At 62.0% G+C, this 14,327-nt stretch carries 14 protein-coding genes; 8 read left to right on the top strand and 6 right to left on the bottom strand.

What is annotated here, in order from left to right; genetic code table 11:
* Position 1: 1 nt before the first annotated feature.
* Positions 2-1,147 carry a heme A synthase gene (ctaA, locus tag T8A63_RS08210; RefSeq protein WP_322345486.1) on the bottom strand — a complete coding sequence of 382 codons (1,146 nt, stop codon included), beginning with the start codon at positions 1,145-1,147 and terminating at the stop codon, positions 2-4.
* A 268-nt stretch (positions 1,148-1,415) separates the two neighbouring features.
* Complete coding sequence (locus tag T8A63_RS08205) at positions 1,416-2,180, bottom strand: RNA methyltransferase (protein ID WP_322345485.1); 765 nt, start codon at positions 2,178-2,180, stop codon at positions 1,416-1,418.
* Positions 2,181-2,337: 157 nt separating this feature from the next.
* Between T8A63_RS08205 and T8A63_RS08200 the strand changes: the two genes are divergently transcribed.
* Positions 2,338-2,961: a thiamine phosphate synthase gene (locus T8A63_RS08200; protein WP_067623812.1), complete on the top strand. Its 624-nt coding sequence runs from the start codon at positions 2,338-2,340 to the stop codon at positions 2,959-2,961.
* Positions 2,962-3,001: 40 nt separating this feature from the next.
* Here T8A63_RS08200 and T8A63_RS08195 read toward each other — a convergent pair whose 3' ends face one another.
* Positions 3,002-4,147: a HupE/UreJ family protein gene (locus tag T8A63_RS08195; RefSeq protein ID WP_322345484.1), complete on the bottom strand. Its 1,146-nt coding sequence runs from the start codon at positions 4,145-4,147 to the stop codon at positions 3,002-3,004.
* Between T8A63_RS08195 and T8A63_RS08190 the strand changes: the two genes are divergently transcribed.
* The 4 genes from T8A63_RS08190 to T8A63_RS08175 all read left to right on the top strand — a co-directional run bounded on the left by T8A63_RS08190 (position 4,071) and on the right by T8A63_RS08175 (position 7,666).
* Positions 4,071-4,973, top strand: coding sequence for a DUF4198 domain-containing protein (locus T8A63_RS08190; RefSeq protein WP_322345483.1), 903 nt, complete (start codon positions 4,071-4,073; stop codon positions 4,971-4,973). The genes T8A63_RS08195 and T8A63_RS08190 overlap by 77 nt on opposite strands.
* A gap of 42 nt (positions 4,974-5,015) precedes the next feature.
* Positions 5,016-5,900, top strand: a complete 885-nt coding sequence (locus T8A63_RS08185) for a PfkB family carbohydrate kinase (protein WP_067623801.1) — start codon at positions 5,016-5,018, stop codon at positions 5,898-5,900.
* A complete protein-coding gene (locus T8A63_RS08180) occupies positions 5,897-6,829 on the top strand; it encodes a pseudouridine-5'-phosphate glycosidase (RefSeq protein ID WP_322345482.1) in 933 nt (310 codons plus the stop codon). The genes T8A63_RS08185 and T8A63_RS08180 overlap by 4 nt, the downstream gene beginning before the upstream one ends.
* A gap of 84 nt (positions 6,830-6,913) precedes the next feature.
* Positions 6,914-7,666 (top strand): DUF502 domain-containing protein, encoded by a 753-nt coding sequence (locus T8A63_RS08175; RefSeq protein ID WP_067262054.1) that lies wholly within the window; start codon positions 6,914-6,916, stop codon positions 7,664-7,666.
* Here the strand turns inward: T8A63_RS08175 and T8A63_RS08170 are convergent.
* Together T8A63_RS08170 and T8A63_RS08165 are read right to left on the bottom strand one after the other, a co-directional pair.
* Positions 7,646-8,680, bottom strand: coding sequence for a patatin-like phospholipase family protein (locus T8A63_RS08170; RefSeq protein WP_322345481.1), 1,035 nt, complete (start codon positions 8,678-8,680; stop codon positions 7,646-7,648). The two genes, T8A63_RS08175 and T8A63_RS08170, sit on opposite strands and share 21 nt — an antisense overlap.
* Before the next feature lie 5 nt (positions 8,681-8,685).
* A complete protein-coding gene (locus tag T8A63_RS08165) occupies positions 8,686-9,471 on the bottom strand; it encodes a 3-hydroxybutyrate dehydrogenase (RefSeq protein WP_322345480.1) in 786 nt (261 codons plus the stop codon).
* 401 nt (positions 9,472-9,872) lie between these two features.
* On the opposite strand from T8A63_RS08165, the gene T8A63_RS08160 reads away from it, so the two are divergent.
* Positions 9,873-11,603, top strand: coding sequence for an extracellular solute-binding protein (locus T8A63_RS08160; protein ID WP_322345479.1), 1,731 nt, complete (start codon positions 9,873-9,875; stop codon positions 11,601-11,603).
* On the opposite strand, the gene T8A63_RS08155 is transcribed toward T8A63_RS08160, so the two are convergent.
* The gene (locus T8A63_RS08155; RefSeq protein WP_067628140.1) at positions 11,592-12,215 is read right to left on the bottom strand and encodes a helix-turn-helix domain-containing protein; all 624 of its coding nucleotides are present in this window, start codon (positions 12,213-12,215) and stop codon (positions 11,592-11,594) included. The two genes, T8A63_RS08160 and T8A63_RS08155, sit on opposite strands and share 12 nt — an antisense overlap.
* 102 nt (positions 12,216-12,317) lie before the next feature.
* On the opposite strand from T8A63_RS08155, the gene T8A63_RS08150 reads away from it, so the two are divergent.
* Together T8A63_RS08150 and T8A63_RS08145 are read left to right on the top strand one after the other, a co-directional pair.
* Entirely contained in the window at positions 12,318-12,962 is a 645-nt protein-coding gene (locus T8A63_RS08150; protein ID WP_067628143.1) for a DsbA family oxidoreductase, read from the top strand.
* Between the two features lie 148 nt (positions 12,963-13,110).
* Positions 13,111-14,316, top strand: coding sequence for a multidrug effflux MFS transporter (locus T8A63_RS08145; RefSeq protein ID WP_322345685.1), 1,206 nt, complete (start codon positions 13,111-13,113; stop codon positions 14,314-14,316).
* Positions 14,317-14,327: the final 11 nt, after the last annotated feature.

Below are 14,327 nucleotides of genomic sequence, written 5' to 3'. Positions count from 1 at the left end.
CTCAGCCTCTCAGCGATGTGGCGACGGGATAGGCCGCATGAAAACGCGCCCGCAGGATCAACACCCAGAGCAGAACGGCCAACGCCTGATGCGCCAGCGCCAGATGCACCGGAGCGGCATAAAGCACCGTGGTGATGCCCAGAACCACCTGCAAGGCCAGCGCCGCCATCACCGCATTAAACGCAAATCGCGTCCGCGCATGGGCCGAGCGGCGACCGCGCAGCCAGACGACCACGCCGAATGCAAAGAGCAGATAGCCCGCCATTCGGTGCATGAATTGCACCAGCCCGGGGTTTTCAAAGAAGTTGCGCCATGTGGGCGTGATATCGAAAGCCTCTGGCGGGAAGAACTGCCCCTGCATCAGCGGCCAATCGACGAAATAGCGCCCTGCATCAATGCCCGCGACCAAGGCACCCAGTAGGATCTGCAACGCTGCGAAATGCAACAACCCCGTGGCCATGCCGAACTGCTTGGCCTCCTTGGCGCGGCGGGCCTGAATCAGGTCGCGTTCGCTGCGGCCCAACAAGAGCACATACCATGTGATAAATCCGAGGATGACAAAGGCGAGGCCGAGATGGGTCGCCAAACGGTAAGAGGCCACATCCGTCACCCCCTGCCCGCTGGTCACCCCCGAGGCGACCATCCACCAGCCAATCGCCCCCTGCGCGCCGCCCAATGCGCCGATAAAAAGCAGGCGCTTGTTCCAGCCCACCGGAATTTGACGCCGAAGCAGGAAGTAGAGAAAGCCCAAAACCCAGACGAGGCCAATCACCCGGCCAAGTTGCCGATGCCCCCATTCCCACCAATAGATGCTTTTAAAATCAGAGAGTTCCATCCAAGAGTTCTGGACCTGAAACTCGTCGATCTGCTTGTATTTATCGAACTCAGACTGCCAGTCGGCCTCAGTCATCGGGGGCAGAGCGCCAGTGACGGGGCGCCATTCGGTGATGCTGAGCCCAGAGTCGGTCAGCCGCGTCAGCCCGCCCACGGCGATCATGACAAAGACCAGCGCGAAGAGGATCATCAGCCAAATCCGGATCGGGCCGCGTGCGCCGCCACGGCCCTTGTCGATGCCGCCGGTTTGCACCGGGGCACGGCTGGGTTGGTCGGTGCCGACCTCTTCGAAAAGTTTGCGTTTTTCCGCCATGGCGCGCCTCATTTTCCGTTTGGATGCAGTGGTATGCCATGGGCGGGGAAAGGTCTAGCGGGGGGCGTTATGTTCGAAACGGTGCAGAGGCAGCCCAGCCCGGAGCCAAGCCGCAGGCGCCGGGCCATCGCCTGTCCGCCCCACGGGGAGGCGATTTGGTGAGGCTGGGTGCGCCTTTGCGACAAAGCGTTGACGCTGCACGATAAAGTGGCATGAACCACCCAATGCATCGCCATCCCACGGGCAGCCGCTGGCCCTCAGTCTTCCCTCAGTCCTTGTTCTTCCACCGGACCATTTGCCGCAGGATGCCATGCAACATCTGAACATCCGCTCGGGTCAGCGGCATTCGCGACCACATGTTGCGCAGGTTCAGCTTCATCGATGCGGTTTTATGTTCGGGATAGAAGAACCCCGCCTCTTCCAACCGTTCCTCGTAATGCCGCGCCAGATGGTCAACCTCGGCTCCTTTGGCCCAGTCGGTGCCTGCCATCTCGGTCACCTCATGCGTCACTTCACCCTGTGCGCGCATCCATTCATAGGACATCAAGAGCACGCATTGCGCGAGGTTGAGCGAGGCGAATTTAGGATTCACCGGGACCGAGACGATGGCGTTTGCCTGCGCGATATCCTCGTTCTCCAGCCCGGCCCGCTCTGGGCCGAAAAGCACCGCAACCCGTTGGCCCGCCGCGATCTTTTCCGCGGCCAGCCGCATCGCCGCTTCGGGGCTGTAGACCGGCTTGGTCAGGTCGCGGCCGCGCGCGGTGGTGGCAAAGGTGAAATCGCAATCGCTGAGCGCGCCCGGCAGATCGTCGCAATGCTGCGCCTCATCCAACAGCCGCCCCGCGCCCGAGGCCATGGCCACGGCAGATTGGCTGGGCCAACCGTCGCGCGGGGCCACGACGCGCATGTGATCTAGGCCAAAGTTCCACATCGCGCGCGCCGCGGCGCCGATGTTCTCGCCCATCTGTGGGCGGACAAGCACGATGGCCGGGATCGGCGCAGGCTGGACGGAGGAGGATGTTGTCTGGGTCATGCGCGCCTCATAGCCCCTGCGCCGCACCACCGCAAGAAAGCCCGCGCCACAGACGCATATCCGTTTTCTTTTGCAGCGCCTTGCGCTAGTCAGACCTCCAGACCCGAGCAGGGCCCCAGACCCGATTAAGGCCCCGGACCCGATTAAGGATAGGACCATGGACGCGCCAGAACAGCCGCAGATTTACCTTATCACCCCACCCGAAGTTGAGCTGAGCCAATTCCCCGCGCAACTGGCCGCCGTGCTGGACGCGCATCCGGTCGCCTGTGTGCGGATGGCGCTATCAACCCGCGACGAAGACCGTCTGTCGCGCGCCGGTGACGCGCTGCGCGAGGTGACCCATGCGCGCGATGTGGCCTTGGTGATCTCGGATCACCTGCTGATGGTCGAAAAGCTCGGCCTTGACGGGGTACACCTCAGCGATGCCGCGCGCACCGTGCGCCATGCCCGCAAAGAACTGGGCGAAGATGCGATCGTCGGTTCCTTCTGCGGCACATCGCGGCACGAGGGGATGGCCGCTGGCGAAGCCGGGGCCGATTACGTCAGCTTTGGCCCCACCCAAGCCAGCACGCTTGGCGACGGAAGCTTTGCCGAAGCCGAATTGTTTCAATGGTGGTCCGAAGTGATCGAAGTGCCCGTCGTCGCCGAGGGCGCGCTGGACATCAATATGATCCGCGCCCTTGCCCCCCGGACCGACTTTTTCGGCATCGGGACCGAGATTTGGGACAAGGACGATCCGGTGGCCGAACTCGCCACCCTGATCGCCGCCATGCAGGGCTAAGCGGCCCTTGGGGCAGCCCGGTTAAGGGCTGCCCGCGCGCTTACAGAAATACCCGTTCGATGAACCAATAGGCCCCGACCGCCGCGATGACGCAGGAGGCGGGCACCGCGATGGCCCGGCGATACCAATCGCGCTTCATCGCCCAGCCGACCAGCACGAAGGCGATGGCGATCACCGCAAGCTGGCCCAGTTCCACCCCGATATTAAAGCCAATAAGCGCCGGGACGAATTGCCCTGCTGGCAGGCCAAAGTCCCCCAGCACCGAGGCAAAGCCGAGCCCGTGCAGCAGGCCGAAACCAAAGATCACCAAGGGCCGCCAACGGTTCAGCGCCGAATGAAAGATATTCTCGACCGCGACATAGGTGATCGACGCGGCGATCAGCGGCTCGACGATGGCACCGGGCACGTTGACCCAGCCCAGAGCACCAAGTGCAAGCGTGACCGTGTGGGCCAGCGTGAAGGCGGTAACCTGCCAGATCAAAGGGCGCAGACGGGTCGACAGGAAGAACAGGCCCAAAACGAAAAGGATATGATCTAATCCTTTGGGCAGGATGTGGTCGAAACCGACCGGGATATAGCTGACGAAGGCTTGCCAACCACTTTGCGCATCGCCGCCCGAGAGCGCGATCTCGGGGCTTGTTTCGCCACCCGCCAGATAGCCGGTATAGGGGTCTTCCACCCCCTGCTGGCGCAGCACCAATGCGCCCGCGCCATCAGGCCAGGTCACCTGCACCTGCTCGGCTCCTGCAGGCACTGCCGCCTCCAGCCGCCAAAGACTGTCGCGCGGCAGTTCGGCGTCGATCCCCTCGGGCACCTCGATCATCACACTTTCCAAAGGCACGGCCGCGCCATTCACGCTGAGCAATGGCAGGCTGTTCCAGTTCGGCAAAAGCTCGGGCGCACGGGCCGCGATACGCGCGGCGGGCAGGCTTCGCAGCGCATCGTAATCGCCTGCATTCTCGGAATTGTCGGTGTCTTCGACAGTGTCGAGGTCGATCCCCGCCAGCAGAGCCTCGAGGTTAATCTCAAGCGCCAGCACCGCGCGCCCTTCGGCGACGGTCAGGTCCGCGATTGTCGGTTTGACCTCATGCGCCTGTACCGCAGCGCCTATGGAAATCACCAACGCGCTTGACATTAGCCCAAGCAATGCCAGCTTGGTTCTTAACAAAATGAAAGTTCGCTTCATGAAACTGTCCCAGTTGTCCGCTATTATTTTCAGTATCTTACCGGCATTACCTGCTGTTGCCCATGAATACTGGCTGTCGCCACTGAACTATCAAGTGGAAAGCGGTGAAAAGATCGCAGCGCATTTCCGCAATGGCGAAGAGTTTGTCGGATCGACCTTTCCCTATCTTCCCAACCGGCTCAATCGTTTTGAAATTGTGGTAGAGGGACAGGCCTATAATCTCTCTCCCCGTGCGGGCGACAACCCGGCGCTTCAGATCCCCGCGCCGGGCCGGGATGCGCTGGTGGTTGTACTGGCCGAAACCACCCCCTCAAAGGTGATCTATGAGGAATGGGAGAAGTTCCTCTCCTTCGCCGAGCACAAGGATTTCCCGAAGGCTGAAGCCGATCACAGCGCCAACGGCTGGTCGCAGGAAAAAGTCGTGGAGAGCTATACACGCCACGTCAAAACCCTGATCGCCACAGGTACAGGCGTTGGAGACGACGCCCCCACCGGCATGACCACCGAATTTGTCGCCCTGACGAATCCCTATGACGCGGATTTCGAGGGTCAGATGAAGGTCGCTCTTTTCTATCAGGATGAACCTCGCGCCGATGCCCAGGTTGAGGTATTCGACCGCGCGCCGGATGACAGCGTGACCATCTCGCTCCACCGCACCGACGCGGCGGGCGAAGCGGTTATTCCAGTCACCGAAGGCCACGAATACCTCTTTGACGCCGTGGTGCTGCGCCCGGCAGCAGCGGCACAGACAGGTGCCGGATACGATCCCGACCAGCCGGTCTGGGAAACGCTTTGGGCGGCGCTAACATTTGCGGTGCCACAATAACGCCGCTTGCACGTGGGCAGATTTGGCGGCTAGAAGCGCCGCATGACAAAGACAGCTGACATCCTGTGCATTGGCTCCGTCCTTTGGGACGTGATCGGCCGCTCTGAAAACGCGATGCGCCAAGGCTCTGACATGCCGGGGCGCATCACCCGCTTGCCGGGCGGCGTGGCGCTGAACATCGGCATGGCGCTGGCGCGCTTTGGGTTGACGCCCGCGCTGCTTTCCGCCGTGGGCCGCGACGCGGAGGGGGACGAGTTGATCGCCGCCTGCGCTCTGCGCGGTCTGATCACCGATCACGTTTACCGCTCAGACGATCTGCCGACTGACCGCTATATGGCCGTCGAAGGGTCTAACGGGCTTATCGCCGCGATTGCCGATGCCCATTCGCTGGAAGCTGCGGGGGATAAAATTCTGCGCCCGCTGGAGGATGGCAGCCTGCCCGCCCCTTACGAAGGCGCCGTGGCGCTGGATGGCAACCTTACCGTCGAATTGCTCGCCCGGATGGCGCAAAGCCCGCTGTTGGCAAAGGCCGATCTGCGCGTGGCCCCCGCCTCTCCTGGCAAGGCACTGCGGCTGACGCCTTTCCTTAAAGCGGGGCGCGGCACGCTTTATGTGAACCTCGAAGAAGCCGGGCTGCTGTGTCAGGCCAGCTTTGACGATTCCCCCTCCGCCGCCCGCGCCCTGCTGGCCCGCGGCGCGCGCCGTGCCGTGGTGACAGATGGCGGCAACCCCGCCACCGTGGGTCAAGGCGATGATATCATCACCCTCACCCCACCCTCGGTCCATGTGGCCCGGGTGACGGGCGCAGGCGACACATTCATGGCCGCCCATGTGGCGGCCGAACTTGGCGGTGCCGTCGCGCAACCCGCCCTCAAGGCCGCACTTGACGCTGCCGCCCTTTACGTTTCCGGAGAGACCAAGATATGACCACCGCCCCTTACGCCCTGCCCCTGACCTTCAGCGCCGAAGTGGCCAAGGCCCGCGAAAGCGGCGCACCGATCGTGGCGTTGGAAAGCACAATCATCACCCATGGCATGCCCTATCCGCAGAACCTCGAAGTGGCGCGGCAGGTTGAGCAGGACATCCGCGATGCCGGGGCCGTGCCCGCCACCATCGCCGTGATCCGTGGCGCGTTGCATATCGGTTTGGACGACGACCAGCTTAGCGATCTGGCGCAGGCCAAAAATGTGGCGAAACTTTCGCGTGCCGATATGGCCGTCTGCATCGCATCGGGCGGCACAGGCGCCACCACAGTCGCCGCCACCATGATCGCCGCCAACCTCGCGGGCATCGAAGTCTTTGCCACGGGCGGCATCGGCGGCGTGCACAAAGGCGCGGAAGACAGCTTTGACATCTCCGCCGACCTGATGGAATTGGCGCAGACACCCGTCACCGTGATCGCCGCGGGTGCCAAAGCAATCTTGGACGTGCCGAAAACGCTGGAAGTACTTGAGACCCAAGGCGTGCCGGTCATCACCGTGGGGCAAGACAGCTTCCCCGCCTTCTGGAGCGCAGGCTCCGATCTGCAATCGCCGCTGCGTCTTGACGATGCCGCAGCCCTTGCCAAGGCCCACCGCACCCGCGCCGCCATGGGGCTGCCCGGCGGGCAGCTTGTGGCCAATCCGATCCCCGCGGATGAGGAAATTCCCGCCGCCGAACTGGCCCCAATCATCGCGCAGGCCCAATCTGAGGCCGATGCGCAGGGTGTCAGCGGCAAGCACGTGACCCCCTTCCTGCTCCAGCGCATCTTTGAACTGACCGAGGGCCGCTCGCTGGTCGCCAATATCGCATTGGTGCGCAACAATGCCCGGCTGGGGGCCCAGATCGCCGCAAACCTCGTCAACCTGCCGCGTTAAAGGCGAAAAACACCGTCGAGCCATTGCCGGGCCGGGGCATACGCCTTAGCTATATTGCGATTAACTCTTCGGAAAACGGCGCAGATGAACACACCTTTTGATCCCGACCCAACACAGGTCCGGCGCAGCCTTGTCGCAAGGCTGCGCGCGTCTTTCCTGACCGGGTTGGTTGTGATTGCGCCCGTTGGGCTGACCATCTGGCTGATCTGGAGCGTGGTCGGCTGGATCGACGGTTTCGTGCTGCCATTGGTGCCCAAAGCCTACCATCCTGACCGCCTGCTCCAAGATTTCCTTGGCCTCGACCCCTCGATGCAATTCAACGTGCGCGGCCTTGGGGTGGTGATCTTTTTGATCTTCACCGTCATGGTGGGCTGGGCTGCGAAAGGGCTGATCGGGCGTTCGATGATCCGTTTTGCCGAAAGTCTGGTGGAACGCACCCCCGTGGTGCGGACGATCTACTCCGGCATCAAACAGATCTCCGAGACGATCTTTGCCCAGTCCGAGCGGAGCTTTGAGACCGCCTGCCTGATCGAATACCCCCGGCGCGGCATCTGGGCGCTTGGCTTTATCTCGACCGAAGCCAAGGGAGAGGTCTTGGCCCGGACAAACGCGGGGGGCGAGATGCTTTCGGTCTTTCTGCCGACGACGCCAAACCCGACCTCAGGCTTTTTGCTCTTCCTGCCGCGCGAGGATGTGATCGAGCTCGACATGAGTGTCGAAGACGCGGCGAAGCTGGTGATCTCTGCCGGGCTGGTCTACCCGCCGCGCCCCGGTGCCGATCTGCCCGAGGCGCTGGCGCTGTCAGACCCCGAAAACTCAGCCGAACATCGCGGGTAGATCGACGCTGCTGCGTTGGTTCAGATCATCAAAGTGGTCCGTCAAAAACTGATCCGCCGCCGCCACACCCGCCTCATGCAGCGCCCTGATCACGGCTGGGTTCGGCATCAGCTTGGTGGCCACCGAAAGCTGCGCCATTAGCGCGTCATCGGCGATCATATGCATGTGGACCCGCTTCATCCGTCCCTCTGGCAGGGTGCCATCCGCGATCAGGCGCTGGACGAAATCAATCGCACGCATCTCTCGCAAGAGGCTGGAATTAAAGCTGATTTCATTGATCCGGTTCTGGATTTGCTGGGGCGTTGTCGGCAGGTCTTCACGCTCTAGCGGGTTGATGTTCACCACCACGATGTCTTCGGGCAGGTCATCGCGGAACAGCGGAAACAGCGCCGGGTTGCCAGTGTAACCGCCATCCCAAAACGCTTCGCGTTGGCCGGTCTGGGCATCGTCAATCTCAACCGCCTTAAAGATCGTCGGCAGACAAGCCGAGGCCAGCAGCGCGGCAGGGCCGATCTCATCTCCCTCGAACACTCTGATCTTGCCGTTGCGCACCCGCGTGGCGCAGACAAAGAAGAACGGCGGTTTCTGCGCCCCCACTTTGCCATAGTCGAACCGCGCCACGACATCTTCGAGTGGATTGCGATAGAACGGCCCATAGGCATAGGGCGACACGACCCGCGTCAGCGAGTCTGAGATCGCCATGGGCAGGGAATATTCCATCGCCTGACTGAGCTTATCCAGCCCAAAAGGCGCCAGCCAATGTGACAGCCGCAGGTCGGAAATGCCCGACACCTGCGTCCAGAGCCAATCAAGGTTTTCCCGCGCGCCCTCGCGCCCGCCCGAGATCATGCCCGATTTCAGCGCCGCGCCATTCAGCGCCCCGGCAGACGTGCCGGAGATGCCGCAGATCTCAAGATCGTCCTGTTGCAACAGCCGATCCAACACCCCCCAAGTGAAAGCGCCATGCGCGCCGCCCCCTTGGAGGGCGAGGTTAATGCGTTTTTTGACCGCCACGGCGCTTACAACGCTGTCCAGCCGCCATCGACGCTGATGGTCGTGCCGGTGATCTGGGCCGCCGCGTCAGAGCAGAGAAACGTCGCCGTGCCGCCCATCTGCTCGACCGTGGCAAATTCACGCGAAGGCTGGCGCGTGAGCATGACCTGCTCGATTACCTCTTCGCGGCTCATGTCGTATTCTTTCATCGTGTCGGGGATCTGCTTCTGGACGATGGGGGTCAGCACATAGCCCGGGCAGATCGCGTTGCAGGTGATTGGCTCTTTTGCTGTTTCTAGCGCGGTCGTCTTGCTGAGGCCGACAATCCCATGTTTTGCGGCGATATAGGCCGATTTATAGGGCGAGGCCGTCAAGCCATGCGCCGAGGCGATGTTGATCACCCGGCCCCACCCCGCCTTGCGCATCATCGGCAGTGCTTCGGCGGTGGTGTGAAAGGCCGACGACAGGTTAATCGCGATGATCGCATCCCATTTCTCGGCCGGAAACTCAGGGATCGGAGCCACGTGCTGGATGCCCGCATTGTTCACCAGGATGTCACAGGTCCCGGCTTCGGCGATCAAACGCCGACACTCCGCCCCCTTGGACATATCCGCCTTGATGTACCGGGCCGTTACGTTGCATTCCTCGGCCATCTTCTGCGCCAAAGCATGATCCGCTTCGTCATCGGTAAAAGAGTTCAACACGATATCGGCCCCGGCACGCGCCAATTCCCAGGCGATGCCCAGTCCGATTCCAGAATTCGATCCGGTGATGACGGCTGTCTTGCCGGACAGGTCGATGGTGAAAGCCATGGCGCGTCTCCTTGTTCATGCTGCGACTGCATCATGTACTGCGACGGCGGCAAAGGGAAAGGGTTTGCGCGCGAAACCGCCAAGGAAGGGAGGCGGCAAGCAATAGGCCAAAAAAAACGCCCGCACGAGGCGGGCGTAAGTTATTGAGGCAGGTTTCATACAGGCAAGAAACCTATCGAGCAGTGACCTCTGTATACGCCTACTACGGTCACAATCCAAGCTAAAAGTTTGATAAGGCGGGAATCCGCGGGTATGGATTAACTCCAACAAAATAAGGGCAGATCGTGATTGTTTCAAAAATGAGCTGGGATTTTTTCTCGACAGGCCGGGGCGTTGCGGCCCTTTCTTCACTGATTCTGCTCTCTGGCGGGGCCTTGGCGGCCCCTCAGCATGGAATCGCCATGTACGGCGACCCAGCCCTGCCCGCCGATTTTGCCGCCCTGCCTTATGTAAATCCCGATGCCCCCAAGGGGGGCGAGATCGTTTTGGGCAATACCGGGGGATTCGACAGCCTTAACCCCTTCGTCCGTAAAGGCACCGCGCCTTGGCAGCTGCCGCATTTCACCCATGAGACTTTGATGGGGCGATCATGGGACGAACCCTTTGCGCTTTATGGGCTGCTGGCCGAGACGATCGAAGTGCCCGATGACCGTTCGTGGGTTGAGTTCACCCTGCGCGAAGAGGCGCAGTTTTCCGATGGCAGCCCGGTCACGGTCGAGGATGTGATCTTTTCTTTCGATCTGCTGGGCACTGAGGGCCACCCCCGCTACCACGGACTGCGCCAACAGATTGAAAGCATCGAACAGACCGGTCCGCGCAGCCTGCGGATGACCTTTGACAGCGACAACCGTGAGCTTGCCCTGCTCGCCGGGATGCGCCCCATTCTCAGCAAAGCGCAATGGGAAGGTCAGGACTTCGCCAATGCCCCCTTGACCGAAATACCACTAGGAACGGGGCCTTACGTCATCAGCGACTATCAGGCGGGGCGCCATGTCACGCTGACGCGCAACCCTGATTACTGGGGCGCCGATGTACCCTTTCGGCAAGGCACGCATAACTATGATGAGGTCAAAATCGACTTCTACGGCGATGCCAATGTGTTGTTCGAGGCATTTAAAGCCGGCCAAATCTCAGCCGTGCGTGAATTCAACGCCGAGACTTGGGCCACGCAATACGACTTCCCGGCGATCAGTCGGGGCGAGGTGGTGAAATCCAGTTTTCCGCACAGCAAACCCTCGGGCATGACGGGCTTTGTGATGAATTCCCGCCGCGCGCCCTTTGACGATTGGCGGGTGCGCGACGCGCTGATCTCGGCCTTTAACTTTGAGTATATCAACGAGACGCTGACCGGCGGTGCCCTGCCCCGGATCACCTCCTATTTCTCAAACTCCGACCTTGCCATGCGCGATGGCCCGGCGACGGGCCGGGTCTTTGACCTGCTGGCCGATTACGCCGACACGCTGCCGCCGGGCACGGTGGATGGCTATCGGCTGCCGGTGGCCGATGGCTCTGTCCGCAACCGCTCGGGCATTCGTGCCGCGATGCAGCAGCTTAATGCCGCAGGCTATCAGGCCGAAGGCGGCGTCATGCGCCGGGCGGATGGCACGCCGCTTACATTCTCCATTCTTCTGTCGAAGGGCAGCCGTGAAAACCTAGCGATTGCAGAGCTTTACACGCAGGCGCTAAAGCGGCTCGGGATCACAGCGCAGATTGAAACGGTTGATGACGCGCAATTCGTGGCGCGTCAGAACGAATATGACTTCGACATGACCTTCTTCCGCCGCGCCCTATCGCTCAGCCCCGGCACAGAGCAGCGTTTCTATTGGGGGTCAGAGGCCGCCGACCTGCCCGGCACACGCAACCTGATGGGCGTGCGCTCTCCGGCGGTGGACGCGATGATTAACCAGATGCTGCAGGCCCGCGAAACGGCGGATTTCGTCGCCGCCACCCGCGCGCTGGACCGTATCCTGACCGCCGGGCGCTATGTCATTCCGTTCTGGCAGTTCGACGAGGGGCTGATCGCCCATGACGCCCGCATGGCTTACCCAGACACGATCCCGCTATATGGCGACGGGCCGAACTTCATGCCCGAAGTCTGGTGGTGGAAACCGGCAGAGAATTCAGACCAGTGAGGTCACCCAGAGGATCGTCGCATCCTCATCGCTGAGCGAGACGACATTGTGCCCCATGGTGGCGTCGTAATAGGCGCTATCGCCCCGGCGCATGTCGACGGGCTCGTAAAACTCGGTAAAAAGCCGCACCATGCCGGTCAGCACATAGAGGAATTCCTCCCCGTCATGGCGCACCCAGCCGTCGAATTCCTCCATCCGGCGCGCGCGGATGCGGGCGCGGTAGGGCAGCATCTGTTTCTTGCGCAGGGCGTCGGCCAGCAGAACATGCTCATAGGTGCCGGTGGCCTTGGCCGCGCCCTCTTCGGCGCGGGTCACGGCCATGCGGCCAGTGATCTTTTCCCCCGCAGGCGGGGTGAACAACTGCGGCACCGTGATCTCCAACCCCACGGCGAGCTTTTTCAGCGCGTCATAGGTGGGCGACATCAGCCCGTTTTCGATCTTGCTAAGGGTTGAGCGCGCCAGCCCGGCCTGCCGCGCGGCCTGCTCCAACGTCCAGTTGCGCGCCTTGCGCAGCTCGCGCACCCGCGCACCAAGGTCGACCGGCGGGGCGGTCTCGTTCGCGCCGCTTTCGCGGGCGATCTGGATCATGGAACGGGGCGGCGTGTCTGTCATGGACCTGCTATAGCCGCGCCCAAAGGCGCTTGCAACGCTGCCCGCTTGCGATACCCGCCCCGGCCCGCTATGCCCATTGCGCAGCAATAGATGGGGTTTACCATGGCCGAAGCGATCAAACTCGATATCATGTCAGACCCGATCTGCCCATGGTGCTATATCGGCAAGGCGCATCTGGACCGCGCATTGCAGGATCACCCCAACCATCCCTTCGCCATCGAATGGCACCCTTTCCAACTGAACCCCGAGATGCCGCGCGAGGGCATGGACCGTCGCGCCTATCTAGAAGGCAAGTTCGGCGGCAAAGAGGGCGCCGTACGCGCCTATGCACCGGTCGTGGAACATGCCGAAAAGGCCGGTCTGAACATCAACTTCGAGGCCATGCAGCGCACGCCCAACACGCTGGACGCGCACCGTCTGATCCATTGGGCCGGGATCGAAGGCCGCCAAACCGCCGCCGTCTCCGCGCTTTTCAAAGCCTATTTCGTCGAGGCCCGCGACATAGGCGATGCCGAAGTGCTGGCCGATATCGCCGATAGCATTGAGATGGACGCCGCCGTGGTCACCCGCTTGCTGAAATCCGATGTCGACGCGCAGGACATTCGCGACCGCGATGCCCATAGCCGCAAGATGGGGGTGAACTCCGTGCCGACGTTCATCATCGCGAATGCCCATGCGGTGCCGGGTGCACAGCCGCCCGAGCTATGGGCGCAGGTCATTGCCGATCTGACCAAACAGCAGAGCTAAACAGGGCGGCAATCATTGCCAAGTTAAGCGTTCTCAATTATCGAGAGCGCAACCACAAGTTATTCCCTGAAGCCTGCCCAGACGGATCCGCCGTTCGGGACAATCGCCGGAGCGCGCGTTCGTGACCACCGAAAATCCAAAATTCTCCATGGGGCGGATCGAATTCGTCGCCCTCATCGCGATGATGACCGCCACCATCGCCTTTTCCATTGATGCGATGCTGCCCGCCCTGCCCGAGATCGCGGCGGAACTCTCGCCCGAGATCGCCCACCGCGCCCCGCTGATCCTCACGTCCTTCGTGCTGGGCATGGGGTTGGGCACGTTCTTTAGCGGGCCGTTGTCGGATGCATTCGGGCGGCGCAACGTGGTCTTTGGCGGCGCAGCACTTTATTCGGTGTCGGCCTTCGTGGCATGGATGAGCAACTCACTGGAAGTCATGCTCGTGGCCCGTATCTTTCAGGGGCTCGGCGCTTCTGGTCCCCGCGTGGTGGCCGTGGCGATCATTCGTGACCTCTATGCCGGGCGCGAGATGGCGCGGATCATGTCGGTGGTGATGATGGTCTTCGCATTGGTGCCCGCCATGGCACCCATGTTGGGCGCGGGGATCATTCACACGGCGGGCTGGCGCGCGATCTTCATCGCTTTCATGGCGTTTTCAATCATCTCAGTAGTTTGGATGGGCCTGCGCCTGCCCGAAACATTGCCGCCGGAAAACCGTCGCCCCCTGCGCGCGCGGCTGATCATCGACGCAGTGCGCGAGTTGGTCGGCCACCGCACGGTGCGCCTGTCGATCCTCGTGCAATCGCTGGCCTTGGCGATGCTATTTTCGATGATCATGCTGGTGCAGCCGATTTATGACACCGTCTATGGCCGGGGCGAAAGCTTCCCGCTCTGGTTTGGCGGTATCGCCGTCGTGGCGGCCAGCGCCAGCCTGATCAATGCGCTGCTGGTCGTGCGCTATGGCATGCGCCGATTGGTGAGCATCGCCTTTGGCTTTCAAATTCTGCTGTCAGGGGCCATGTATTTCCTGAACCTCGGCGCCCTGCCCGACCCTTACGGCTTTGCCGCCTTTGTGTTCTTCCAGACCTGCCTGTTCTTCCAAGCGGGGCTGACGCTGGGCAACCTTAATGCCATCGCGATGGAGCCGATGGGCCATATCGCGGGCATGGCCGCCTCGGTCGTGGGGGCGATTTCAACTGTGCTGGCCGCGCTCATCGCCTCGCCCGTGGGGTTGATGTTCGACGGCACGACCAAGCCACTGGCGCTGGCGATGCTGCTCATGGCCTGCGGAGCTTACGCTCTGATGCTCTATATGGGGCGGATGGAAAACCGACAGCCGGCGGCGGCGGAATAACCGCCGCCCTT

Source organism: Sulfitobacter sp. OXR-159, assembly GCF_034377145.1.
Taxonomy (GTDB): domain Bacteria; phylum Pseudomonadota; class Alphaproteobacteria; order Rhodobacterales; family Rhodobacteraceae; genus Sulfitobacter.
The sequence above is the reverse complement of the archived record's forward strand: the minus strand, read 5'-3'. Positions and strand labels throughout refer to the sequence as shown.

Coding starts and splice junctions, on each gene's coding strand:
- T8A63_RS08175 (WP_067262054.1), top strand. CDS start 6,914: ATGAACACACCTTTTGATCCCGACCCAACACAGGTCCGGCGCAGCCTT.
- T8A63_RS08160 (WP_322345479.1), top strand. CDS start 9,873: ATGTACGGCGACCCAGCCCTGCCCGCCGATTTTGCCGCCCTGCCTTAT.
- T8A63_RS08150 (WP_067628143.1), top strand. CDS start 12,318: ATGGCCGAAGCGATCAAACTCGATATCATGTCAGACCCGATCTGCCCA.
- T8A63_RS08200 (WP_067623812.1), top strand. CDS start 2,338: ATGGACGCGCCAGAACAGCCGCAGATTTACCTTATCACCCCACCCGAA.
- ctaA (WP_322345486.1), bottom strand. CDS start 1,147: ATGGCGGAAAAACGCAAACTTTTCGAAGAGGTCGGCACCGACCAACCC.
- T8A63_RS08205 (WP_322345485.1), bottom strand. CDS start 2,180: ATGACCCAGACAACATCCTCCTCCGTCCAGCCTGCGCCGATCCCGGCC.
- T8A63_RS08165 (WP_322345480.1), bottom strand. CDS start 9,471: ATGGCTTTCACCATCGACCTGTCCGGCAAGACAGCCGTCATCACCGGA.
- T8A63_RS08180 (WP_322345482.1), top strand. CDS start 5,897: ATGACCACCGCCCCTTACGCCCTGCCCCTGACCTTCAGCGCCGAAGTG.
- T8A63_RS08190 (WP_322345483.1), top strand. CDS start 4,071: ATGGAAATCACCAACGCGCTTGACATTAGCCCAAGCAATGCCAGCTTG.
- T8A63_RS08145 (WP_322345685.1), top strand. CDS start 13,111: ATGGGGCGGATCGAATTCGTCGCCCTCATCGCGATGATGACCGCCACC.
- T8A63_RS08155 (WP_067628140.1), bottom strand. CDS start 12,215: ATGACAGACACGCCGCCCCGTTCCATGATCCAGATCGCCCGCGAAAGC.
- T8A63_RS08195 (WP_322345484.1), bottom strand. CDS start 4,147: ATGAAGCGAACTTTCATTTTGTTAAGAACCAAGCTGGCATTGCTTGGG.
- T8A63_RS08185 (WP_067623801.1), top strand. CDS start 5,016: ATGACAAAGACAGCTGACATCCTGTGCATTGGCTCCGTCCTTTGGGAC.